This is a genomic window from Pseudomonas fluorescens, assembly GCF_001708445.1.
Classification (GTDB): Bacteria; Pseudomonadota; Gammaproteobacteria; order Pseudomonadales; family Pseudomonadaceae; genus Aquipseudomonas; species Aquipseudomonas gorinensis.
Window position 1 is genome coordinate 4,976,709 of sequence record NZ_CP015637.1, and the last position, 24,001, is coordinate 5,000,709.

A 24,001-nucleotide genomic window follows, 5' to 3' on the forward strand; every position below is an offset into this window, starting at 1 on the left:
GGCGATGCTTGGCTGTCTGTTTTTGTTTTTTCCTGCCCGCCGTTTTTGTCCAGCCCCAACGGAGAGCTGCCATGACCGATTCCCCCGACCGCGACGAACGCCACCTGGCGCGCATGCTGCGCAAAAAAGCCGTGATTGACGAGCGCATTGCCAATTCCCCGAACGAATGCGGTTTGCTGCTGGTGCTGACCGGCAACGGCAAAGGCAAAAGCAGCTCTGCGTTCGGCATGCTCGCGCGCGCCATGGGCCACGGCATGCAGTGCGGCGTGGTGCAGTTCATCAAAGGCCGTAACAGCACCGGCGAAGAATTGTTCTTCCGGCGCTTCCCCGAACAAGTGCGCTTTCACGTCATGGGCGAAGGCTTCACCTGGGAAACCCAGGACCGCCAGCGCGACATCGCCGCCGCCGAGGCCGCCTGGGCCGTGTCTCGCGAACTGCTGCAAGACCCGAGCATCGGCCTGGTGGTGCTGGATGAGCTGAACATCGCCCTCAAGCATGGCTACCTCGACCTGGACCAGGTACTGAGCGACCTGCAAGCCCGTCCGCCGATGCAGCACGTGGTGGTTACCGGCCGTGGCGCCAAGCCGGAGTTGATCGAGATGGGTGACACCGTCACCGAAATGGGCATGCTCAAGCACGCGTTCCAGGCCGGTATCAAGGCACAGAAGGGCGTCGAACTTTGAATCAGCCCCGTCATTGTCCGGCCGTACTGATCGCCGCACCGGCGTCCGGCCAGGGCAAAACCACGGTCACCGCTGCGCTGGCCCGTTTGCACCGCAACCTGGGGCGCAAGGTACGCGTGTTCAAATGCGGCCCGGACTTCCTCGACCCGATGATCCACGAACGCGCCAGCGGTGCGCCGGTGTATCAGTTGGATATGTGGATGGTTGGCGAGCAGGAAAGTCGTCGCTTGCTGTGGGAAGCGGCAGGGGAGGCCGACCTGATCCTGATCGAAGGCGTCATGGGCCTGTTTGACGGTACGCCGTCCAGCGCCGACCTGGCGCGGCACTTCGGTGTGCCGGTGCTGGCGGTGATCGACGGCACCGCCATGGCCCAGACCTTCGGTGCCCTGGCCCTGGGCCTGGCGCGTTATCAGCCGGACTTGCCGTTTGCCGGTGTGTTGGCCAACCGTGTCGGCACCCTGCGCCATGCGCAACTGCTCGAAGGGAGCCTCACCGAAGGCCTGCGCTGGTACGGCGCGTTGTCCCGTGAAACCGGGATTGAGTTGCCCAGCCGCCATCTTGGCCTGGTGCAAGCCAGCGAACTGAATGATCTCGACGTACGCCTGGACGCCGCTGCCCAGGCCCTGGGCAACAGTTGTGAAGTTGCCTTGCCGCCGCCGGTGACCTTCGCCGCGCCTGAAGTGATCGAAGCCGAACCGCTGCTCGCCGGTGTGCGCATCGCCGTTGCCCGTGACGAAGCCTTTGCCTTCACCTATGGCGCCAGCCTGGATCTATTGCGGGCGATGGGGGCCGAGTTGCGCTTTTTCTCACCGATTCATGATCGCCAAGTGCCCGAGGCCGACAGCCTCTATCTGCCAGGCGGGTACCCGGAGCTGCATCACCAGGCGCTGGCGGAAAACACCTCGATGCTCGATGCCATCCGTGCCCATCATGCTGCCGGTAAACCCTTGCTTGCCGAGTGTGGCGGCATGCTCTACCTGCTGGACTCGCTCACCGATCTCGACGGCACCCGTGCCGAGCTGGTCGGCCTGTTGCAGGGGGATGCGGTGATGCAAAAGAAACTGGCGGCCCTGGCCCTGCAAAGCGTCGAGTTGCCGGAAGGCGTATTGCGCGGGCACACCTACCACCATTCCCTGACCAGCACCGACTGGCAACCGATCGCCCGTGGCTTGAGCCCCAACGGCGGGCGGGGTGCCGAGGCGGTGTATCGGCAAGGGCGGATGACCGCTTCCTACGTGCACTTCTACTTCCCCTCCAATCCCCGTGCGGTTGCCGCGCTGTTTGCGCCCGACCTTGAGTCAGCCCAGTCCCATGAGTGACAACGCTTTCCCCCCGGCCGAGCGCGACGCCGTTTACCGCGCCATCGCCGAACGCCGCGACATGCGCCATTTCACCGGCGGCACGGTGGCCCCGCACTTGCTGCATCGCCTGCTCCAGGCCGCGCACCAGGCGCCCAGCGTCGGCCTGATGCAGCCCTGGCGCTTTATCCGCATCAGCGACCGCCAGCTACGAGGGCAGATCCAGCAACTGGTGGAGGAAGAACGTATACGCACCGCCGAAGCCTTGGGCGAGCGCTCCGATGAATTCATGAAGCTCAAGGTCGAAGGCATCCATGACTGCGCCGAAGTGCTGGTGGCGGCGCTGATGGACGATCGCGAGCGGCATATCTTCGGGCGACGTACCTTGCCGGAAATGGACATGGCCTCCCTGGCCTGCGCGATTCAGAATCTGTGGCTGGCCGCGCGCGTCGAGGGCTTGGGCATGGGCTGGGTCTCGCTGTTCGAACCCCGGGCCCTGGCCGACCTGCTGGGTTTGCCGCCTGGCGCGAAACCCCTGGCGGTGCTGTGCCTGGGGCCGGTCGACGCCTTCTACCCGGCCCCGATGCTGCAGCTCGAAGGCTGGACCGAACCGCGTCCGCTGAGTGACATGTTGTATGAGAATGTGTGGGGAGCAAGTCAATGAGTGTGGCCTTGCTGTGTGTCGCCGCGGTGGCGCTGGATGCGCTGCTGGGTGAACCCAGGCGCTGGCATCCGCTGGTGGCGTTTGGCAATTTCGCCGGACGCATCGAGCAACGTTTCAATAGCGGTGGCCGTGGCTGGCGCAGCCACGGTGTGACCGCGTGGGTGATTGCGGTGGTGCCGTTGACGCTGTTGGCCACCGCGTTGTCGTGGGCACCCTATATCGGTTGGGTGTTGGAGGTGCTCGCACTGTACTGCGCCCTCGGCATGCGCAGCCTTGGCGAGCATGTGATTCCGGTGGCCCAGGCCCTGCGCAGCGATGACCTGGATGAGGCCCGCAAGCGCGTGAGCTACCTGGTCAGCCGCCAGACCAGCGAACTGGACCGTACTGAAGTCGCCCGTGCCGCCACCGAGTCGGTGCTGGAGAATGGCAGCGACGCAATATTTGCTGCGCTGTTCTGGTTCGTGGTGGCCGGCGTGCCGGGTGTGGTGCTCTACCGTCTGAGCAACACCCTCGACGCGATGTGGGGCTATCGCAACGAACGCTTCGAACGCTTCGGCTGGGCCGCGGCGAAGATCGACGATGTACTCAACTATGTGCCTGCGCGCCTGGTGGCCTTGACCTACGCGTTGCTGGGCAAGACTCGACTGGCGCTCAAATGCTGGCGCACCCAGGGGCCGACCTGGGACAGCCCGAATGCCGGGCCGGTGATGGCCGCTGGCGCAGGCGCCTTGGGCGTCGAGTTGGGCGGTGCGGCGATTTATCATGGTGAGGTGCACCAGCGCCCTCAGTTGGGAGAAGGTCCACCGGCCGATGCCGACGCCATCGACCGTGGCTGGCAACTGGTGCAACGCGGCGTATGGTTGTGGTTGCTGATCCTATGTGCAGGGGCGCAATTCTATGCTTGAACACGGCGGCCGCCTGCGCAAGGCGGCGATTCAATACGGCATTGCCGAAGCCGATTGGCTCGACCTGTCCAGTGGCCTGGCGCCATGGCCGTGGCCGATCCCCGAGATCCCACAGCGGGCCTGGGCACGCTTGCCGGAAACCGACGACGGCCTGGAGCAGGCCGCCAGCGAATATTATGGGGTGGCGCACGTATTGCCGGTGGCGGGTTCCCAGGCGGCAATCCAGCTGCTGCCGCGCCTGCGGCGTGCCGGCAAGGTCGGCGTGCTGTCGCCGTGTTATGCCGAGCACGCCGAGGCCTGGCGCCGCGCGGGTTACGTGGTGCGCGAAGTGCAGGAACAAGAGGTCGATTTCTTTCTCGACAGCCTTGATGTGCTGGTGGTGGTCAACCCTAACAACCCCACGGGCCTGAGCCTGGCGCCGCAACGCCTGCTCGACTGGCATACACGGCTGGCCCAGCGTGGCGGTTGGCTGGTGGTGGACGAAGCCTTTATGGACGTGACCCCGCAGTTGAGCCTGGCGGGCCAGGCCCATCAGGTCGGCCTGATCGTGCTGCGCTCGTTCGGTAAATTCTTCGGCCTGGCCGGCGTTCGACTGGGTTTTGTGCTGGCCGAACGCAAGTTGCTCAAGCTATTGGCCGAACAGGTCGGACCTTGGGCCGTCAGCGGTCCGACGCGAGTACTGGGCCAGGCCTGCCTGCGCGACACCGCCGGGCAGGTTCAACAGCGCGCGCGTTGCATTGAAGCCGGCCAGCGCTTGTTCGCATTGTTGGAGCGGCATGGTTTTCAGCCCCAGGGCGGTTGCGCCCTGTTCCAGTGGTTGATCACCCCGCACGCCGAACGGCTGCACGAATTCATGGCCCAGCGCGGCATCCTGCTGCGTCTGTTCGTACACGACAGCAGCCTGCGCTTCGGCCTGCCAGACACGGAAGCAGACTGGCTGCGCCTGGATGAAGCGCTGACCGCCTATAAGGACGTTGCATGAGTACGCTGATGGTGCAGGGCACCACCTCCGATGCCGGCAAAAGTACCTTGGTGACCGCGCTATGCCGCTGGCTGGTGCGCCAGGGCGTGGCGGTCGTGCCGTTCAAGCCGCAGAACATGGCCCTCAACAGTGCCGTGACGGCCGAAGGCGGCGAGATCGGTCGCGCCCAGGCGGTGCAGGCCCAGGCGGCGAACCTGGCGCCCCACACCGACATGAACCCGGTGCTGCTCAAGCCCAACAGCGACACCGGCTCCCAGGTCATCATCCATGGGCGCGCGGTGACCAGCATGAACGCGGTGGCCTATCACGACTACAAAGCCATCGCGATGCAGGCAGTACTGGCTTCCCATGCACGGTTGAGCGCAGCCTACCCGGTGGTGATGGTGGAAGGCGCGGGCTCCCCGGCAGAGATCAACCTGCGCGCCAATGACATCGCCAACATGGGCTTTGCCGAGGCGGTGGATTGCCCGGTGCTGCTGATCGCCGACATTAATCGAGGTGGAGTGTTCGCCCACCTGGTCGGCACCCTCGAATTGCTGTCGCCCAGCGAACAGGCCAGGGTCCAGGGTTTTATCATCAACCGTTTCCGCGGCGACATCGCGTTGCTGCAACCAGGGCTGGACTGGCTGGAAGCACGCACCGGCAAACCGGTCGTGGGCGTCTTGCCCTATGTGATGGACCTGCACCTGGAGGCCGAGGACGGCATCGACCAGCGCCAGATCGACAAGGCGGCGCAGGTGCTCAGGGTGGTGGTGCCGGTGCTGCCGCGCATCAGCAACCACACCGATTTCGATCCGTTGCGCCTGCATCCCCAGGTGGATTTGCAGTTTGTCCGCCCAGGCCAGGCGATTCCGCCGGCCGACCTGATCATCCTGCCGGGCTCGAAAAGCGTTCGCAGCGACTTGGCCTACCTGCGCGCCAACGGCTGGGACGCCGCCGTGACACGGCACTTGCGCTATGGCGGGAAGGTGCTGGGGATATGCGGCGGTTTGCAAATGCTCGGCGAGCAGGTCCACGACCCACTGGGCCTGGAAGGGCCTCCCGGTTCCAGTGACGGCCTGGGGTTGCTGGCGTTCAGTACGACCCTGGAAGCAGAGAAACAACTGCGCAATGTGCGCGGGCGCCTGCTGCTGGAGGATGCCGAAGTCAGTGGCTATGAGATCCACGCAGGCGTGACGTCGGGCAGTGCGCTGGAGCGCGCCGCGGTACGCCTGGAGGATGGCCGCTGCGACGGTGCCCAGAGCGCGGACGGACAAATCCTCGGCACCTATCTGCATGGCGTGTTCGAGACGCCCGCCGCCTGCAGTGCCTTGTTGCGTTGGGCCGGTTTGCAGGCGGTACAGGCCGTGGATTACCACGCGTTGCGCGAGCGCGATATCGAGCGATTGGCGGACTTGGTGGAGCATCACCTGGATACCGGGTTATTGCGCCGTTTATGTGGAGTCGCGCCATGCGTCAACTGATTCTCGGCGGTGCGCGCTCCGGCAAAAGCCGCCTGGCTGAAAAACTCGCCAGCGACAGCGGCCTGCCTGTCCTCTATATCGCCACCAGCCAACCCTTGGACGGCGAAATGCACGACCGCGTCGCCCTGCATCGCCAGCGTCGCCCCGACACCTGGGGGCTGATCGAGGAACCACTCGAACTGGCCCGGGTGCTGCGCGAAAACGCCGCGCCCGGCCGCTGCCTGCTGGTCGATTGCCTCACGCTCTGGCTGACCAACCTGCTGATGCTCGACAACCCCGAGCGCCTGGTCTTGGAACGCGACCAACTGCTGGACACCCTGGCCTCGCTGCCAGGTGAAATCATTTTTGTCAGCAACGAGACCGGTTTGGGTGTCGTGCCGCTGGGCGAATTGACTCGCCGCTATGTGGATGAAGCCGGTTGGCTGCATCAAGCCTTGGCCGAGCGTTGTCAGCGTGTTGTCCTGACGGTGGCCGGCCTGCCCCTGACGTTGAAAGGTACTGCGTTATGACTGACACCTGGTGGCTTAATCCCTGTAAGGCGATTGACGCTCAAGCATACGAACAAGCACTGGCACGCCAGCAGCAATTGACCAAGCCGGCCGGTTCCCTGGGCCAGCTGGAAGCGCTGGCCGTGCAGTTGGCGGGCCTGCAAGGCCGAGTCAAGCCGTCGGTCGAACACCTGTGGATCGCCATCTTTGCCGGCGACCACGGCGTGGTGGCGGAGGGCGTGTCGGCCTATCCCCAGGCCGTTACCGGCCAGATGCTGCATAACTTTGTCAGCGGCGGCGCGGCGATCAGTGTGTTGGCGCGGCAGCTGGATGCGCAGTTGGAAGTGATCGACCTGGGTACCGTGACGACGTCGCTGGCATTGCCCGGCGTGCGTCACTTGAATATCGGGGCGGGCACCGCCAACTTCGTCAACGCCCCGGCGATGACTGAAGCGCAGGGGCGCCTGGCGCTGCAAGCCGGGTGGGATAGCGTCCAGCGCGCCGTGGAGCACGGTACCCAGCTGTTTATCGGCGGCGAGATGGGCATCGGCAACACCACCGCCGCCAGTGCGTTGGCCTGCGCCTTGCTCGATTGCCCGGTGAGTGACCTGACCGGTCCGGGGACGGGCTTGAATGCCCAAGGCGTGAGCCACAAAGTGGCGGTCATCGAGCGCGCTCTGGCCCGGCATGCCGGGCAGCGCGATGATGCATTGCACACCCTGTTCAACCTCGGTGGTTTTGAGATCGCGGCGCTGGTCGGGGCGTACCTGGCGTGTGCCCAGGCCGGCATCGTGGTGCTGGTAGACGGGTTTATCTGCAGCGTCGCCGCGCTGGTCGCCACGCGCATGAACCCGGCCTGCCGCGAGTGGCTGGTGTTTGGCCATCGTGGCGCCGAGCCCGGCCATCGCCATGTGTTGCAACGCCTCGAGGCGCAGCCGTTGCTGGACCTCGGCCTGCGCCTGGGCGAGGGCAGCGGTGCAGCGCTGGCGGTGCCGTTACTGCGCCTGGCCTGTGCGTTGCACGGGCAGATGGCGACATTCGCCGAAGCCGCTGTGGCAGACCGCCCGGCATGACCTTGCACCTGGACCTGCTGCGCCACGGCGAAACCGAATTGGGTGGCGGCCTGCGCGGCAGCCTCGATGATGCGCTCACCGATAAGGGGTGGGCGCAGATGCACGCCGCGGTGCTGGGTCAGGGGCCGTGGGACCGCGTGATCAGTTCGCCGCTGCAACGCTGTGCGCGTTTTGCCCAGCAATTGGGTGCGACGCTTAACCTGCCGGTGAGCCTGGAAAAAGATCTGCAGGAACTGCATTTCGGCGCCTGGGAAGGGCAGAGCGCGGCGGCGCTGATGAAGACCGATGCCGAAGGGCTGGGATTGTTTTGGGCCGACCCTTACCGCTTTACGCCGCCTGATGGCGAGCCCGTCAGTGACTTTTCTGCGCGGGTCCTGGGCGCCATCTCATGCTTGCATCAGGCGTATGCCGGCCAGCGCGTGCTGTTGATCAGTCATGGCGGTGTGATGCGTTTATTGTTGGCGCGCGCGCGTGGCCTGCCACGTGAGCAACTGTTGAACGTCGAGGTCGCGCACGGTGGCCTGTTCAGCCTGCAGGTCGGCGCCGACGGCGCGTTGAAGGAAGGTACCTGAAGATGCTGCCGTTCTGGATCGCCCTGCAGTTCCTCAGCAGCTTGCCGGTTCGCCTGCCGGGTATGCCGCAGCCGCAGGAATTGGGGCGATCGTTGCTGTTTTACCCGGTGGTTGGCTTGTTGTTCGGGTTGCTGCTATGGGCCCTGAATGTGGCATTGGCCGGGGCCCCGTTGTTGCTGCATGCCGCGCTGTTGCTGACCGCCTGGGTGCTGCTCAGTGGTGGTTTGCACTTGGATGGCCTGGCGGACAGCGCGGACGCCTGGCTCGGTGGTTTCGGCGATCGCGAGCGCACGTTGACGATCATGAAGGACCCCCGCAGCGGGCCGATTGCCGTGGTCACGCTGGGCTTGGTGTTGCTGCTTAAATTCGCTGCACTGGTGGCGCTGATCGAGCAGCACAATGGCGCGGCGCTGATCCTCGCACCGCTGATCGGGCGGGCGTCGATGCTGGCGCTGTTCCTGACCACGCGCTATGTGCGCGCCGGTGGCTTGGGCCAGGCGCTGTCGGATCATCTGCCCAGGGTGGTCGGCCAACAGGTGCTGATCCTCAGTGGCCTGGCCTGCATCCTGATCGGCGGCTTCAACGGCGGGATCGCCGTGCTGCTGGCGGCGCTCTGCTTCGTGGGCTTGCGCCACCTGATGGTCAAGCGCCTGGGCGGAACCACCGGCGACACCGCAGGTGCCCTGTTGGAGCTGCTGGAAGTGGTCGTCTTGGTTGGCCTGGCGCTGTAACACTTTCTTGCATTTCGTTAATCGCGGGTATATACACGCTCCATGCTTGCCTCCCAATGTTTATGCACCAACCTGCGACGCGCCGCCCGTGGCGTCAGCAGGCATTACGACGGCGCTCTCGACGGCTTCGGGATCAACGTTGCCCAGTATTCTTTGCTGTGTAACTTGCAGCGCCTGGATCAACCGAGTATTTCCAGCCTGGCCGAAGCCATGGGCCTGGATCGCAGCACGTTGGGGCGTAACCTGCGGGTACTGGAGGGCGAGGGCCTGGTACGGTTGATCGAAGGGGATGACCAGCGCAACCGCCTGGTGTTGTTGACCGAAGCGGGTGAAGCACGATTGGCCGCCGCCTTGCCGGCCTGGGAAGCGGCACAGCAAAAACTGATCGATCAATTGGGCGCGGAAAAACGCGAAACCCTGTTGGCCTTGCTGGATGAACTCGCCTGAACGCGGGTTTGTTCGACTATAAGCGGGTATATACCCGCGAGCGGAGAATAAGAAATGACCTCGATGTGGCGCACCAGTGGCTGGATTCTTGTGGGGAGTGCGCTGATCCTGGCGTTGTCCTTGGGCGTGCGGCATGGCTTCGGGCTTTTCCTGGCGCCGATGAGCGCCGAATTCGGCTGGGGTCGTGAGACCTTTGCCTTTGCCATCGCCTTGCAGAACCTGATCTGGGGCCTGGCGCAACCCTTTACCGGGGCCCTGGCCGACCGCTTTGGCGCGACCAAGGCTGTGTTCATCGGCGGGGTGCTGTACGCCGCGGGGCTGGTGTTGATGGGTATGTCCGATTCGGCATGGTCGCTGTCGCTGAGTGCGGGGTTATTGATCGGTATTGGTCTGTCCGGCACATCGTTCTCGGTGATTCTTGGGGTGGTGGGCCGCGCCGTTCCGCCGGAGAAACGCAGCATGGCCATGGGCATTGCCAGCGCCGCCGGGTCTTTCGGCCAGTTCGCCATGGTGCCGGGTACCCTGGGCTTGATCAGTTGGCTGGGCTGGTCAGTAGCCTTGCTGGCGTTGGGCTTGATGGTCGCGTTGATCCTGCCGCTGGTGGCCATGCTCAAGGACCGTCCACTGCCGACCCTGGCGGGCCAGCAAACCTTGCGGGAAGCGTTGAAGGAAGCCTGTTCCCATTCCGGATTCTGGCTGCTGGCGTTCGGTTTTTTCGTCTGTGGTTTCCAGGTGGTGTTTATTGGTGTGCATCTGCCGGCGTACCTGGTGGACCAGCACCTGCCCGCCACGGTCGGTACGACGGTACTGGCGTTGATCGGCCTGTTTAATATCTTTGGCACCTACACCGCCGGTTGGCTCGGTGGGCGCATGTCCAAGCCGCGCTTGTTGACGGGGCTGTACCTGTTACGCGCGGTGGTGATCATGCTGTTCCTGTGGGCGCCGGTGACGGAAATCACGGCCTACCTGTTCGGCATGGCCATGGGCTTTTTGTGGCTGTCGACCGTACCGCTGACCAATGGCACGGTGGCGACGTTGTTCGGTGTGCGAAATCTCTCCATGCTCGGCGGGATCGTGTTCCTGTTCCACCAGCTCGGTTCGTTCCTCGGTGGCTGGCTGGGCGGGGTGGTCTATGATCGAACCGGCAACTACGATTTGATCTGGCAGGTGGCGATTCTGTTGAGCCTGCTCGCCGCCGCCCTGAACTGGCCGGTACGCGAGCGGCCGGTGGCGCGCTTGCAGGCGCAGATGGAGGCGGCATGAGTGTAGCGTTACGTGGTCTGATCCTCGTCGCGGGGTTGATCCTGGTGCTGCTGGCCTGGTGGGGCTGGCAGCATGGCGGGCTGGCGTTGATGCAACTGGGTATGGCGATCTGTTAAGTTCGTGGTCTGAATATTTTTAAGGACACACGACATGCAGATGCGTTGGCTCGCTGTACCCGTCCTGATGGCCATTGGCAGTGCCGCCCTGGCCGCCAGTTGTCCGCCGCTGCTGGAAGGCCAGTTGCCCAAGCTGCGCGCCAAGGAATCCATCGACCTGTGCCAGCGCTTTGCCGGCAAGCCCCTGGTGATCGTCAACACCGCCAGCTTCTGCGGGTTCGCCCCGCAGTTCAAAGGCCTCGAAGCGTTGTACCAACGCTACAAGGGCCAAGGGTTGGAAGTGATTGGCGTGCCGTCCGATGACTTCAAGCAGGAAGCCAAGACCGGCGAAGAGACCGCCAAGGTCTGCTACGTGAATTACGGCGTGACCTTCACCATGACCGAGCCGCAGAAGGTCAAGGGGCCGGATGCGGTGCACCTGTTCAAGGTGCTGGCGCAACAGACCAACGCGCCGAAGTGGAATTTCTACAAGTATGTGGTGGATCGCCAGGGCAAGGTGATTGCCAGCTTTTCCAGCCTGACCAAGCCGGACAGTCCGGAGTTGATCAAGGCAGTGGAAGAGGCGCTGGCGTCGAAACCCTGAGCATTGCCCAGTAAAAAGCCCCGCCTCCTTTACAGGAGAGCGGGGCTTTTTAATGAGCGTTGGATCAGAACTTGTACGTCACACCCAGGCCGAAACCGTTGGCGCTGTTTTCGTACTTGGCGCTGTAGGAGCCCAGCTGGTTGGATTTATTCACTTTGACCGGCTCTTCCTTGAGGTAGGAGTAAGCCAGGTCAACGGTCATGTTATCCATCACCGCGTAACCCAGGCCAACACTGAAGATAGTCCGGTCGCCGGTTGGGATGCGTGGTGAACGGTCGGTGTTGTTGGTTGGCGACTGGTCGAAGGTCAGGCCGGTACGCAGTACCACCTGCTTGGTGACCTGGTACGAGGTGCCCACGGCGTAGGCCCAGGTGTCGTGCCAGTTCTGCGGTTCAGTGATCGTTCTGACGAGCGTAGGTGCAGCTATGCCACCGCTGGCCGCTGTCACACCTTCGTTGTTGATGGTGATGTCTTTCAAGCGACTCCAACGAGTCCAGGTCGTACCCGCATACAGCTTCCAGGCGTCATTGAGGTCTTGAGTGACCGACAGGTCCCAGGATTCCGGGGTATCCACTTTCAACGACGCATCGTAACGGTTGTTGGCCAGTACGACCGATGGCACTGTGGCAGCCTTGGTGACTTCGGTGTGGCCTTCGAGCTTGTACTTCACTTTCGAGTGATAGGTCAGGCCAACGCGCGTGGTATCAGTGGCTTGCACCAGGATACCGGCGTTAAAGCCCAGGGCGGTATCGTCGCCTTTGACTTTGACTCTGTTGTCGCCCGGGAAGCCCAGGCCGGCCAGGCTTGGCTGCGATTCCAGGGTGCCGTCGATGCGGTTGATGGTCGGACCAAAACCGATGGAAACTTTGTCGTTGAAGGCGTAGCTGACGGTCGGTTGGAAGGTGATAACCGACACTTCGCTCTTGTTGCCAAAGCCACGACCTTGGAAACCGCTTTCGTAGTCGGTCTTCAGCCCGAACGGTGCATACACCCCGAAGCCGATAGCCCATTGATCGTTAAGTTTGTTGGTGTAGAAACCGAATGGCACGGCAGTAAAAGGCACCATGTCGCCTTTGTTGGACCCGCTGGAGCGGCCGCCGGTATTTTTGATATCGGTCGAAGCATCGATCGCTGCAACACCACCGGTAATTTGCTGGCCTTCAAGGCGGGCCATACCTGCAGGGTTACCAAAGACAGTGCTTGCGTTTTCGGCAGAGGAGGAACGTCCTGCGAAACCTGTCCCCATTCCTGCGACGTCTTGTTCGTTAAGGGCAAAGCCACTTGCGAAGACGTGGGAAGAGGCCATGGCAACGGCGAGGCTAAGTGTGGTCTTGAGCATTACTTTTTTCATTATTAGAACTCCGTGGTGATCACCGCTGCGGAAAGTATCAATAAAATTAACATCGCGCTATAGGCTGTAATGCAGGAGATAGAGCCGTTTTGTAGGACAATCCGACCAAAATTCCGGTTTTTTGCCGAATCTTGCAAATTGCCCGGTCAGCAGGCCACGTGATTCATGGGTGAAACACAGGTTTGCCAGGCTTGGGCGAAATCGCGCAGCCTTCCTTGAGGGTGAAATATTTCTTTCCAGATACGTGCCATTCCCAGCACATCGCCGGGCGGTGGTAAGGCTGGGCGATGTTGTTCCACCAGCAGCCAGGCGATGGCGGTGGCGTAACGCAGGTTGACCGTCAATTCCAACTGGGGCGCACTGAGGAACGCATGTTGACTGGCCAGCCCGCGTACGAGGCTGGCGCGTTCGGGGTCCAGCGCCAGGTAGTCGTCCCAGAGCGCGCGGTGGCGGGTTTCGGTGATGCTGTACAGGCCATGGCCGCGTCGATCATGCAGGGCGGAACCCAATTCCGACTGGCTGGCGGCAATCCCCAGCAGGAGGGATTCAGCGCTCGGGTGAGGGTGGCCAAGATAAAATAACGTCGGCCTGATCACATAACGACACAATTCACTGGCGGCGATACCCATACAAGCCTCAATCCGTGAAAGTGGTCGACGATGCCTGGGAAGGGGGGGCTTGGCAGCAGTGAATCGGATCCCAGGCTCGTCGTAAGCGGATCATGCCGCTTGAGTTGAAGTGTAGTGTCATATTCGTGATGTAAAAGACTGTTTTTAAAACATCTTCTCTAATCAGTTATAACGGTTATATCTATTTGAGCTTAATCCGCGAGCGTCGGGTTCGAATTCCGGGCAATAAAAAACCCTGTGTTTTAGACAGGGTTTTTGTATTTCAGCGACTCGGGTCGATCAGGCAACCAGTGCCTGACGGGTACGCTCGATCACGGCCTGCAGCGGCTCTGCGCTGGAGTATTGATCGGGGTACAGGCGTTCGCTGTGACGAGCGATACCGTGTTCGTTGACCAGGGTGAAGCTGAAGCAGCCTTTGCGAGCGGCCATGATCAGGCAGTTCATTGGAGCAAAAGCGTTGGTAAGGGTGCGAATGGCATCCTGAGTATGGATAGTGGACATATTATTGGTGTTCCTACAAATGACACGGTTAAGAACCGTGCAACGTTAAAACGTTCCAGTGACGTTGATCACCATTGATCGAACGAAGAACCCGACTGGAACAAAGCAGCCAGTTTGAAGCGCTAATAAGTTAGGCGCGCTTGGGCTGGCAGGTAGGTACTTAGGAGGGCAGGCAACACAACAGGGGCAAAGGTTCTGGGCCCAGGGTGAAGATCCTGATCAATTTGCAGGCTGGTTCGGTCAGAGTATTGAGTCTTCGCGACACCCTTTGCTTGTTCAAAGGCCGTGTCGTCGCAAGGAATACCTGGAAACCATCGAGGTGGTCGATCCCGTGTTGTACAGGGGAGTTGTTCGACCAGAATTGACTTTCAGCTTGGTACTAACGCCGCGGATAGTAACGGATTGAAACAGGGAAAGGAAGTGTGCTAGCGAAAAAACTTTAATCAGCCGCCCAGCAGCCCGCGATATACCAGCACGGTAACCGCGGCGGCCAGCGAGCATCCCAGGCCATAGGTGGCCAGCGTCAGGCGCAGGGACTTGCCGGTTTCCACCACCTTCATCACATCGCGCATATCGTTGATCCGGCCTTCACCCAATTCGATGCACAGACTCACTGCCGTAAACGCCGCCGACAACAGGATCGCGATGGCAAACAGTGCGCCATCCGGGGAGGGCAGCGCTGCGTTGATCCCAAGCGACGTCGCGCAAATGGTCAGTAACAGTAAGGCGAACAACAGAATTCCTTTCATCGGTTCGTACACGGCTGCGCTTTAGGTGTGGGGAGTGTGGCGACCGCGGATGATTTTGAAAAGTCCCTTGGGTTGTCGCAGCGGTAACAGTTCTGGGCGAGATCGAATCAAAAAAACAGGCGATATAACCAATGGATGTGTACTTGTACACATTGGTTGCGTGATGTGTAACCTGGCTGTCAAGTGTCTTGCTGCGCCGCCATTTGCCTGGGATGAAAATTTAAGTCAATGAAAAATATCGCTTTTTTTTATTGGTGAAAAAATCGTCAGTTTGACTGCGGCCCCCGTTCCATGGGCCTTTGCGCGAGTTAAAGATGGGTTGTCCACTGAGTTATCCACAGCTTCTGTGGATTGTCCCGAGCGCTTGCTCTAGCACGGGCGTGCAGAGTTTTTTCAGCTTTACGTGTACGAAAAAAAGAGTAGAGTGGCGCGCCCTCCGGTTTGTCCCACAGTGCTTTATGAAGTTTCGCTCAGTATCACCTTCTGTTACCAGCACGCCCCCGACTGTTACCGCACCCAAGCGTTTTTCCTTGAAGGTCGCCTTGTGGCTGCTCGATAGCCCACGCCTGGGGCACAGCACTAACGTCAAGCATTTTGCCGGACGTCTGCTGAAACAACCTGCGCGAGATGGCGTGGTGGTTGCGCAAAGCCGTCTGGGCCAACTGATGTGTCGCGAATGCGGCAGCGCCCGTGACCGCCGTATCGGCCATGACCTCTTGCGCCTGGCTGCGCGTGCCGGTGACCGGCGCGCCCAACGCGAATTGGGTCAGCTCAAAGACTGAGCTGTCTTCCGGCCCTGCGCTTGGTTAACCTTCCTCTTTTCGGTAATGACAGGAATGGCTATGGCTTTTGACTGGACCAGTATTGCCCTGGGCCTCGCGGGGGCCGCAGTGCCGCTATTGGCCGTGTGCTGGCAGCTCCAGCGGCGGTTGGTCGCGCGCATGGCCGGTTGGGAATTGCTCGAAGAGCGCCTGGCCACCGCGCAACTGGCCCAGGAAGGCCTCGCGGCTCAACTGGATGCCAGCCGCGACGAGATCAGCGACCTGAGCCAAGCCAATGCCGCCAAGCAAGCTGACCTGGCTGCCGTGCGCCGCGAAGTCGAGTTGTTGCAGATCGATCGCGACAACGCCCGTGACGCCGCCCACGCCTGGAACCTCGACCGCAGCGCCAAGGAAACCGAACTGCGCCGTCTCGACGCTTTGTCGGCTGCCCTGCGCGCCGAACTGCGCGAGCAGCAGGACAGCCATCAGCAGCGCCTCGCTGATCTACAGGGTTCGCGAGATGAGCTGCGCGCGCAGTTCGCCGAACTGGCCGGCAAGATCTTCGACGAGCGCGAGCAGCGCTTTGCCGAAACCAGCCAGGAACGTCTGGGCCAGTTGCTCGATCCACTCAAGGAGCGCATCCAGTCCTTCGAAAAACGCGTCGAAGAAAGCTATCAGAACGAGGCCCGCGAACGCTTTTCCCTGGCCAAGGAGCTTGAGCGCCTGCAACAACTGAACCTGCGTCTGTCGGACGAAGCGACAAACCTGACCCGCGCCCTCAAGGGCCAGAAAACCCAGGGTAACTGGGGTGAGCTGATCCTTGAGCGCGTGCTGGAGCATGCCGGCCTGGAGAAGGGCCGCGAGTACCAGACCCAGGTCAGCCTCAAGGGCCCGGACGGCGAGCGCTTCCAGCCGGACGTGCTGATCATGTTGCCCGGCGATAAGCAGGTGGTGGTGGACTCCAAGGTCAGCCTGACGGCCTATCAACAATACGTGGCGGCGGATGACGAGGTGATTGGCCAGGCGGCGTTGAAGCAGCATGTGCTGTCCCTGCGCAATCACGTCAAGGGCTTGGCCGGCAAGGATTACAAACGCCTGGAAGGCTTGCACAGCCTGGATTTCGTCTTGCTGTTCGTGCCGATCGAAGCGGCGTTTTCAGCGGCATTGCAGGCCGAGCCGAACCTGTTCCAGGAGGCATTCGACCGCCATATTGTCATCGTCAGCCCCACCACCTTGCTCGCCACCCTGCGGGTGATCGACAGCCTGTGGAAGCAGGAGCGCCAGAGCCAGAACGCGCGGGAAATCGCCGAGCGTGCCGGCTGGCTTTACGACAAGTTCGTACTGTTCATCCAGGACCTGGACGAAGTGGGGAGTCGGTTGCAGCAGTTGGATAAGGCTTACAGTGCGGCGCGCAACAAGCTGACAGATGGGCGCGGCAATCTGGTCAGTCGCACCGAGCAGTTAAGATTGCTCGGTGCCCGCGCCAGCAAAAGCCTGCCGGCGGATTTGCTGGAGCGCGCGATGACCGACTCCGACGGCGTAGCGCACCTTCCCGAATAAACGTCATCCGAAATGTGGGAGGGGGCTTGCTCCCGATGGCGTGGGATCAGGCACGGAGGGTGTGACTGAGGCTCCGCTATCGGGAGCAAGCCCCCGCCACATTTTTAAAGCGGCAAATGCCGACTCAGCAACGCCCGCAACGCCGCCGGCTTCACCGGCTTGGCCAAGTAATCCAGCCCCGCTGCATGCACCTCGGCCACCATTTCCGGGCGGCCGTCGGCGCTGATGACCACACCGGGAATCGGTTCCGCCAACTGCGCCCGTAGCCAGCCCATCAGCTCGGTGCCGGTTTCGCCGTGGTCCAGGTGGTAATCCACCAACGCCAGTTGCGGGCGTACGCCCTCGGCCAGGAGCGCCGCGCATTGCGCCTGGTCGGTGGCGGTCCAGACCTCACAGCCCCAGCGGGTCAGCAGGCTGCGCATGCCGATCAGGATGCTTTCTTCGTTATCCACGCACAGCACTTGCGCGCCGCTCAATGGCAGGCCACTTTCCTGCGGCACCTTGACCTGCGGGCTGGTCTGGATGCGCGCCAGTGGCACGCGCACACTGAACACGCTGCCCTTGCCCGGCCATGAGCGCACGCTGAGGCGATGGCCCAGCACGCGGCACAGTCCGTCAGCGATCGCCAGGCCCAGGCCCAGGCCTTTTTCCGCGCGGGTCTGGTGGCTGTCCAGGCGCTTGAATTCTTCGAAGATCACCTGCTGTTTATCCAGCGGGATGCCAGGGCCGCGGTCCCAGACTTCCAGGCACAGTTCGCCCTGGCGTCGACGTACGCCCAGCAGCACCGGGCCGTCGGCATAACGGAAGGCATTGGTGAGGAAATTCTGCAGGATCCTGCGCAGCAACTTGATATCACTGTCGACCCGCAAGCGACTGCCGCGCAGGCGGAAGCGCAAGCCTTGTTCCTGCGCCAACGCCTTGAATTCGGCGCCCAGTGTGTCGAACAGCTCGTTGAGCACAAAGGGTTGGCGCTGCGGATTGATCTTGCCGTTTTCCAAGCGCGAAATATCCAACAGGTCGCTGATCAGGTCTTCGGCCGAACGCAGCGAACTGTCCAGGTGCTGCACCAGTTGCCGGGCTTCGTTCGACAGGCCGTCGTTCTGGTGGGAAAGGGCGGCTGAGAACAGGCGTGCGGCATTCAACGGTTGCATCAGGTCATGGCTGACAGCCGCCAGGAAGCGGGTCTTCGACTGGCTGGCGGACTCGGCCGCGCCCTTGGCATCGGTCAGTGCCACATTGAGTTGCGACAGCTCATGGGTGCGCTCGGTGACCCGCCGCTCCAGGCCCTCATTGGCCTCGGTCAATGCCTGCTCGGCTTCGCGGAACGCGGTGATGTCGGTGAAGCTCATGACAAAGCCGCCGCCCGGCATCGGGTTGCCGATCAACTCGATCACTCGCCCATTCGGGAACAGGCGCTCTGAGGTGTGCGCGCGGCCCTGGCGCATCCAGTGCAGGCGGCGGGCCACGTGGACCTCGGCTTCACCTGGCCCGCACAGGCCGCGTTCGGCGTTGTAGCGAATGATGTCGGCAATCGGTCGGCCGACGCTGATCAAGCCTTCGGGGTAGTTGAACAGTTCCAGGTAACGGCGGTTCCAGGCCACCAGCTTGAGTGACTGGTCTACCACGCTGATGCCTTGGGTGATGTTTTCGATCGCGCCTTGCAGCAAGGCCCGGTTGAACTGCAACACCTCGGAGGCTTCGTCGGCGATCCGCACGACGTCTTCCAGCTGCATTTCCCGGCCTTCAATGGCCGCTTTCACCACCGCACGTGTCGAAGACGCACCGAGTACACCGGCCAACAGACGCTCGGTGTGCGCGATCCAATCGTTGTCGGCATTCTGGTTGGGGTTGAAGCCCTTGCCTTGGCGATAGGCAAAGCGGATAAAACTCTGCTGGGCGCGTTCCTCGCCGACAAAGCGTGCCGCGAGGCTGAGCAGGTCGCTGATCTGTACCGACAGCATCGAGCGGGCGCTGGCGCGCTGGCTGGTTTCCTGGCCGATGAAGCGCCCGGCCTGCCAGTGCTCGGAGACGCGTGTACGCGACAGCATCGAAACCCAGACGAACAAGGTGAAATTACCCGCCAGGGAGAACACGGTGCCCAGGGTCAGCGACGTGACCGAGAAGCCCAGTGGGTGCGAATGCAGCCAGGTCAAGCCAGGGAATAGGCTGAAGGACCAGCCGAGACTTTTCGCTGTAACCGGTAGGACCAAGGTGTAGAACCACAGGAACGTACCGGCCGCCAAGCCGGCAAACACCCCCCGCCGGTTGGCCTGCTTCCAATATAGTGCGCCAAGCATGGCGGGTGCCAGTTGGGTCACGGCGGCGAAGGCGATCTGGCCGATGGTCGCCAGGCTCGCCGTGGAGCCGAGCAGGCGATAGCTGACGTAGGCCAGCAACAGAATGATCACAATGCTGACCCGACGTACCGACAGCATCCAGTGGCGGAACACTTCGAAAGGGCGCTCGGCACTGGAGCGGCGCAATAACCAGGGCAGCAGCATGTCGTTGGAGACCATGGTCGACAACGCGATGCTGGCGACAATCACCATGCCGGTGGCGGCCGATGCACCGCCGATAAAGGCGAGTACGGCAAGGGCCGGATGGGCTTCGGCCAAGGGCAGGCTGATCACATAAGAGTCGGGCAGCACCGAACCGGGCAGGAGCATTTTGCCGCCCAGGGCAATCGGCACGACAAACAGCGCGGCAAGGATCAGGTAGGCGGGGAATACCCATTTGGCCAGGCGTAGATCCTGAGGGTCGATGTTTTCCACCACGGTGACGTGAAACTGCCGCGGCAGGCAGATGATGGCCATCATGGCCACGCCGGTCTGCACCACCATCGAAGGCCAGTTGACGGTTTCTTTCCAGTATTCCTCCAGGCGGGGCGCGAGCATCGCCTGGCTGAACAGGTCGCCGAAACCGTCGTACAGGCCGTAGGTGACAAACGCGCCGACGGCGAGAAACGCGAACAGCTTGACCAACGACTCAAAGGCAATCGCCAGCACCATGCCGCGGTGGTGTTCGGTGGCGTCGAGGTTGCGGGTACCGAATACGATAGTGAACAGCGCGAGCACCAGTGACACGATCAACGCGGTGTCCTGGGCGCGGGTGCCGGTGGTGTCGGCGCCCGAACCGATCAGCAGGTTCACGCCCAGCACAATGCCTTTGAGCTGCAGGGCGATATAGGGCAGTACGCCCACCAGGCAGATCAGCGCGACCACCACGGCCAGCGATTGGGATTTGCCATAGCGAGCGGCGATAAAGTCGGCGATGGAGGTGATGTTTTCCTGCTTGCTGATCAGCACCATCTTTTGCAGGACCCACGGTGCAAACACAAGCAATAGCACCGGCCCCAGGTAGATCGGTAAAAATGCCCACAGTTGTTCGGCGGCCTGGCCTACGGCGCCGAAGAACGTCCAACTGGTGCAATACACGGCCAGCGACAGGCTATAGACCCACGCGCGCATACGCGGTGGCAGCGGCGCGTGGCGGCGGTCACCGTAAAAAGCGATGGCAAACATAATGGCCATATAGGCCAGGGCAACGGCGGCGATCAGCCCGCTGGACAGCGTCATGGTAACTCCGGACAGAAGAACACCCAGGCATTCCGGGCCCGGTTGGACAGTCTCGCATGATGCATGGGGTTAGTCAGTGTCGACCAAGGTCGTGTGGGATCTTATGTCGCATGCCCGCTGATATTGGCTGCTGGTACAAGGCGCGCACTTACCTCGGTGGCAGGGTTTTCTGGCGCAGGATGTAGATCGTCACCAGCACGGCGCTGGTCAGCATGAAGCCGCGAGCCCAGGGCAGGGGGACCAGGTAGCAGGAGAAACCGATGCTCAACCACATCAGGCCGATGGCGTAGACCTTGCCCTTGAGCGGGATGCCATTGCCGTCGAGATAGTCGCGAATCCAAGGGCCCAGGCGCGGGTGCTCCACCAGCCAGCGGTAGAAACGCGGGGAGCTGCGTGCGAAGCAGGCGGCGGCGAGCAGGAGAAAGGGCGTGGTCGGCAAGACCGGCAGGAAAATACCGATGACCCCCAGCGCTACGCTCAACCAGCCGATGGCCAGCAGCACGTAGCGCAGGAGCAACGAGCGGTTGCCCATGGGTGTCACGGGCAAACGACTCAGTGGTGGCGTGGCTTGAGGATCGCCGGTTTTTCGTCAGGGGCGTTGCACAGCAGGTACAGGGCGGTGAGCGCTTCCGGAATCTGTACGATCATGTCGTCCATCAGGTTGGCGTCGGCGGCGATGTCGGAGAACTCCGGCTGGTCGTCGAACAGGCCCGAACCGACCATGATGGGCAGCAGCATTTCGCTGACTTCTTCCTCGGCGGTTTCGAACCAGGCGGCTTCACGCAGGAATACGCCTTCCATGAAGCCGATGCACCAGCCGCGCAGGTCGGAGTCGTCCGGCTCTTCGCCCAGGTCGAGGTCACACGGCAGTTCGAACTCTTCATCGGAGGCCAGTTGGCGACCGATGTGGGCCTTCAGGGCCACCAGGGTGGCTTCGATTTCTTCACGCTGGGCGGCGTCGGCGTAGTGCGGCTCTTCGGCGAACAAGGCGTCGATCCACTCACGGTCCGGCACGATGTCGGAGGAGATCGACAAGGCGGTCAGGTAGCCGTGGGCGGCCACATAGTCCAGCGCCTCGTCATGCAGCTCATCGGCGTCGAGGAAGGCTTGCAGGCGGGTTAGTTGCTCAGCGAAGGACATTGAAGGACTACCTTGGGAATAAACGATGCTGAATTCTAGGCTTTCTTGAGCGCCCAGGCCAGCCGCACTGCATATTTGCCAGGTTTTAGAGACGGACGTCTATTCGTCAGTCGCGCCCTTTGCCGGATGACCCTCGGGTATACTGCCGCGTTTTGTGATGCCCCGCAGGCCAGGCACCAGGCCGAGAAAACTTCGTTTACGGATTATTTTCCGTGAAGCCGCGTTTTTTCGGCCAGCCTGTACTGAGGGTTTCGGCACTTTTTTGGAGTTTTACATGCTCGAGCAGGCTCAACGCGTCCTCAAGGACATCTTCGGCTACGACAGTTTTCGTGGCCGCCAGGGTGCGATCATTGAGCGCGTGGCCAGTGGCGGTGATGCCCTGGTCCTGATGCCTACCGGCGGCGGCAAGTCGTTGTGTTTCCAGGTGCCCGCCTTGCTGCGTAACGGCCTGGCCGTGGTGGTGTCGCCGTTGATTGCGTTGATGGACGACCAGGTGGCGACCCTGGAGGAACTCGGTGTGGCGGCCGCGTCATTGAACTCCACCCTCAGCGCCGAACAGCAGCGCGACCTGGCCGCGCGCATCAAGCGCGGCGAAGTGAAAATGCTCTACCTCGCCCCAGAGCGCCTGGTGCAGCCACGCATGCTGGCCTTCCTGCAAAGCCTGGAAATCGCCCTGTTCGCCATCGACGAAGCCCACTGCGTTTCGCAATGGGGGCACGATTTCCGTCGCGAATACCTGCAATTGGGCCAGTTGGCAGAGTTGTTCCCCGACGTCCCGCGCATCGCGCTGACCGCCACCGCCGACAAGCGCACCCGCGAAGAGATTGTCGAGCGCCTGCATTTACAGAATGCCGAGCGCTTCCTGTCGAGCTTCGACCGACCGAATATTTTCTACCGCATCGTGCCCAAGGAGCAGCCACGCAAGCAGTTGCTGGCGTTCCTGTCCGAGCGGCGCAGCGATGCGGGCATTGTCTATTGCCTGTCGCGCAAGAAAGTCGATGAAGTGGCCGCCTTCCTGTGCGAGCAGGGTTACCCGGCGCTGCCGTACCACGCCGGCCTGCCCAATGAAACGCGCTCCGCCCACCAGAAACGCTTCCTCAACGAGGAAGGCCTGATCATGGTGGCAACCATCGCCTTCGGCATGGGGATCGACAAGTCCAACGTGCGCTTCGTGGCGCATATGGACCTGCCCAAGTCCCTCGAGGCTTACTACCAGGAAACCGGGCGTGCCGGCCGTGACGGGCTGCCAGCGGATGCCTGGATGGTCTACGGCCTGCAAGACGTGGTGATGCTCAAGCAGATGCTGCAGAACTCCGAGGGTGACGAACGCCACAAGCGCCTGGAACAGCACAAGCTCGACGCCATGTTGTCGCTGTGCGAAGAGACGCGCTGCCGCCGCCAGACCCTGTTGGCGTACTTCGACGAAGACATGCCCGAGCCGTGCGGTCACTGTGACAATTGCGTCGACGGCGTACAGACCTGGGACGCCACCGAACCGGCACGCCAGGGGTTGTCAGCGATCTACCGTACTGGCCAGCGTTATGGCGTGGGCCATCTGGTGGACGTATTGCTGGGCAAAGACAACGAAAAAGTGCGCAGCTTCGGTCACGAAAAACTCTCGGTCTATGGCGTCGGCAAGGCACGGGCCGAAGGCGAGTGGCGTTCACTGTTCCGACAGATGGTCGCGCGCGGCCTGGTTGATATCGACATCGAGGGCTACGGCGGCCTGCGCCTGAACGACAGTTGCCGGCCGCTGCTCAAGGGCGAAGTGAGCCTGGAACTGCGTCGCGACCTCAAGCCGCAAACCACCGCCAAGAGCAGCACCAGCCAGGCCAGCCAACTGGTGCGTGGCGAAGAACGCGAGCAGTGGGAAGCCTTGCGCACCCTGCGGCGCAAACTGGCACAGGAACACAGCGTGCCGCCTTACGTCATCTTCCCCGACTCGACCCTGTTGGAGATGCTGCGCGAGCAACCCACCACCCTGGCCGAGATGGCCCGGGTCAGCGGCGTGGGTGCGCGCAAGCTGGAGCGTTATGGCCAAGCCTTCCTCGAAGTGCTCGGCGGCCAGGCCGAGGCGCCGAAGGAAGTCGCCGATATTCGCCATGAATTGATCAGCCTGGCACGCGCCGGCATGACCCCGATTCAGATCGCCGGCCAACTGCAATGTTCGGAGAAAAACGTCTACACCCTGTTGGCTGAATCCATCGGCAAGCAACAGCTGTCCCTGGAGCAGGCCCTTGATTTGCCGGAAGATTTGCTCGGCGAAATCCAAGACGCCTTCCTCGATGGAGAAGGCGAATTGCCAGCCGTTTCGGAGATTGCGCCGCTGTTTACCGGGCGTGTGCCTGAGGGTGTTTTGTACTGTGTTCGGGCGGCATTGCAGTCGGAATTCGAAATTTAGTGTGCCAATTACGACAATGTAACGAATCAGTACATAGCAGACCTTGCCTACTGACATGGCTCATGC

23 protein-coding genes are annotated in these 24,001 nt (G+C 62.0%); 16 read left to right on the top strand and 7 right to left on the bottom strand.

The features are described from left to right. Positions 1-71 precede the first annotated feature (71 nt). The 13 genes from cobO (at position 72) to A7317_RS22105 (ending at position 11,268) form a co-directional block, all read left to right on the top strand. Positions 72-683 (top strand): cob(I)yrinic acid a,c-diamide adenosyltransferase, encoded by a 612-nt coding sequence (gene cobO, locus A7317_RS22045; protein ID WP_010208674.1) that lies wholly within the window; start codon positions 72-74, stop codon positions 681-683. Then, complete coding sequence (locus A7317_RS22050; RefSeq protein WP_069076832.1) at positions 680-2,002, top strand: cobyrinate a,c-diamide synthase; 1,323 nt, start codon at positions 680-682, stop codon at positions 2,000-2,002. Before cobO ends, A7317_RS22050 begins: the two co-directional genes overlap by 4 nt. Then, a complete protein-coding gene (bluB, locus tag A7317_RS22055) occupies positions 1,995-2,645 on the top strand; it encodes a 5,6-dimethylbenzimidazole synthase (protein WP_024076765.1) in 651 nt (216 codons plus the stop codon). The genes A7317_RS22050 and bluB overlap by 8 nt, the downstream gene beginning before the upstream one ends. Further along, positions 2,642-3,550, top strand: a complete 909-nt coding sequence (gene cbiB / locus A7317_RS22060; protein ID WP_069076833.1) for an adenosylcobinamide-phosphate synthase CbiB — start codon at positions 2,642-2,644, stop codon at positions 3,548-3,550. Before bluB ends, cbiB begins: the two co-directional genes overlap by 4 nt. Continuing rightward, positions 3,543-4,532: a threonine-phosphate decarboxylase CobD gene (gene cobD / locus A7317_RS22065; RefSeq protein ID WP_069076834.1), complete on the top strand. Its 990-nt coding sequence runs from the start codon at positions 3,543-3,545 to the stop codon at positions 4,530-4,532. The genes cbiB and cobD overlap by 8 nt, the downstream gene beginning before the upstream one ends. After that, positions 4,529-5,995 (top strand): cobyric acid synthase, encoded by a 1,467-nt coding sequence (locus tag A7317_RS22070; RefSeq protein ID WP_069076835.1) that lies wholly within the window; start codon positions 4,529-4,531, stop codon positions 5,993-5,995. Before cobD ends, A7317_RS22070 begins: the two co-directional genes overlap by 4 nt. After that, a complete protein-coding gene (cobU, locus tag A7317_RS22075; protein ID WP_069076836.1) occupies positions 5,983-6,504 on the top strand; it encodes a bifunctional adenosylcobinamide kinase/adenosylcobinamide-phosphate guanylyltransferase in 522 nt (173 codons plus the stop codon). Before A7317_RS22070 ends, cobU begins: the two co-directional genes overlap by 13 nt. Continuing rightward, a complete protein-coding gene (cobT, locus tag A7317_RS22080; protein ID WP_069076837.1) occupies positions 6,501-7,556 on the top strand; it encodes a nicotinate-nucleotide--dimethylbenzimidazole phosphoribosyltransferase in 1,056 nt (351 codons plus the stop codon). The genes cobU and cobT overlap by 4 nt, the downstream gene beginning before the upstream one ends. Beyond that, positions 7,553-8,128 carry an alpha-ribazole phosphatase family protein gene (gene cobC, locus A7317_RS22085; protein WP_069076838.1) on the top strand — a complete coding sequence of 192 codons (576 nt, stop codon included), beginning with the start codon at positions 7,553-7,555 and terminating at the stop codon, positions 8,126-8,128. The genes cobT and cobC overlap by 4 nt, the downstream gene beginning before the upstream one ends. 2 nt (positions 8,129-8,130) lie before the next feature. After that, positions 8,131-8,859: an adenosylcobinamide-GDP ribazoletransferase gene (locus A7317_RS22090; RefSeq protein ID WP_024076758.1), complete on the top strand. Its 729-nt coding sequence runs from the start codon at positions 8,131-8,133 to the stop codon at positions 8,857-8,859. Between the two features lie 42 nt (positions 8,860-8,901). Next, entirely contained in the window at positions 8,902-9,306 is a 405-nt protein-coding gene (locus tag A7317_RS22095; protein WP_024076757.1) for a MarR family winged helix-turn-helix transcriptional regulator, read from the top strand. Between the two features lie 63 nt (positions 9,307-9,369). Then, complete coding sequence (locus A7317_RS22100; protein ID WP_162163611.1) at positions 9,370-10,569, top strand: MFS transporter; 1,200 nt, start codon at positions 9,370-9,372, stop codon at positions 10,567-10,569. Positions 10,570-10,719: 150 nt separating this feature from the next. Continuing rightward, positions 10,720-11,268: a glutathione peroxidase gene (locus tag A7317_RS22105; RefSeq protein ID WP_024076754.1), complete on the top strand. Its 549-nt coding sequence runs from the start codon at positions 10,720-10,722 to the stop codon at positions 11,266-11,268. Positions 11,269-11,332: 64 nt separating this feature from the next. Here A7317_RS22105 and A7317_RS22110 read toward each other — a convergent pair whose 3' ends face one another. The 4 genes from A7317_RS22110 to A7317_RS22125 form a co-directional block, all read right to left on the bottom strand. Then, a complete protein-coding gene (locus A7317_RS22110) occupies positions 11,333-12,619 on the bottom strand; it encodes an OmpP1/FadL family transporter (RefSeq protein ID WP_024076753.1) in 1,287 nt (428 codons plus the stop codon). A gap of 146 nt (positions 12,620-12,765) precedes the next feature. After that, complete coding sequence (locus A7317_RS22115; protein WP_024076752.1) at positions 12,766-13,248, bottom strand: hypothetical protein; 483 nt, start codon at positions 13,246-13,248, stop codon at positions 12,766-12,768. Between the two features lie 279 nt (positions 13,249-13,527). Continuing rightward, a complete protein-coding gene (locus tag A7317_RS22120) occupies positions 13,528-13,749 on the bottom strand; it encodes a hypothetical protein (protein WP_024076751.1) in 222 nt (73 codons plus the stop codon). A gap of 443 nt (positions 13,750-14,192) precedes the next feature. Beyond that, positions 14,193-14,498 (bottom strand): hypothetical protein, encoded by a 306-nt coding sequence (locus A7317_RS22125; protein ID WP_069077446.1) that lies wholly within the window; start codon positions 14,496-14,498, stop codon positions 14,193-14,195. 458 nt (positions 14,499-14,956) lie between these two features. Between A7317_RS22125 and A7317_RS22130 the strand changes: the two genes are divergently transcribed. Then, a complete protein-coding gene (locus A7317_RS22130; protein WP_024076749.1) occupies positions 14,957-15,280 on the top strand; it encodes a hypothetical protein in 324 nt (107 codons plus the stop codon). 174 nt (positions 15,281-15,454) lie between these two features. Next, entirely contained in the window at positions 15,455-16,819 is a 1,365-nt protein-coding gene (rmuC, locus tag A7317_RS22135; protein WP_168233204.1) for a DNA recombination protein RmuC, read from the top strand. A gap of 104 nt (positions 16,820-16,923) precedes the next feature. On the opposite strand, the gene A7317_RS22140 is transcribed toward rmuC, so the two are convergent. From A7317_RS22140 to A7317_RS22150, 3 genes are all read right to left on the bottom strand, one after another. Beyond that, positions 16,924-20,394 (bottom strand): PAS domain-containing hybrid sensor histidine kinase/response regulator, encoded by a 3,471-nt coding sequence (locus A7317_RS22140; protein WP_069076839.1) that lies wholly within the window; start codon positions 20,392-20,394, stop codon positions 16,924-16,926. Between the two features lie 148 nt (positions 20,395-20,542). After that, positions 20,543-20,926, bottom strand: a complete 384-nt coding sequence (locus tag A7317_RS22145; RefSeq protein WP_041160992.1) for a YbaN family protein — start codon at positions 20,924-20,926, stop codon at positions 20,543-20,545. Between the two features lie 20 nt (positions 20,927-20,946). Then, positions 20,947-21,534 carry a YecA family protein gene (locus A7317_RS22150; RefSeq protein ID WP_024076745.1) on the bottom strand — a complete coding sequence of 196 codons (588 nt, stop codon included), beginning with the start codon at positions 21,532-21,534 and terminating at the stop codon, positions 20,947-20,949. A gap of 274 nt (positions 21,535-21,808) precedes the next feature. Between A7317_RS22150 and recQ the strand changes: the two genes are divergently transcribed. After that, positions 21,809-23,935: a DNA helicase RecQ gene (recQ, locus tag A7317_RS22155; protein WP_024076744.1), complete on the top strand. Its 2,127-nt coding sequence runs from the start codon at positions 21,809-21,811 to the stop codon at positions 23,933-23,935. The last annotated feature ends 66 nt before the right edge of the window (positions 23,936-24,001 follow it).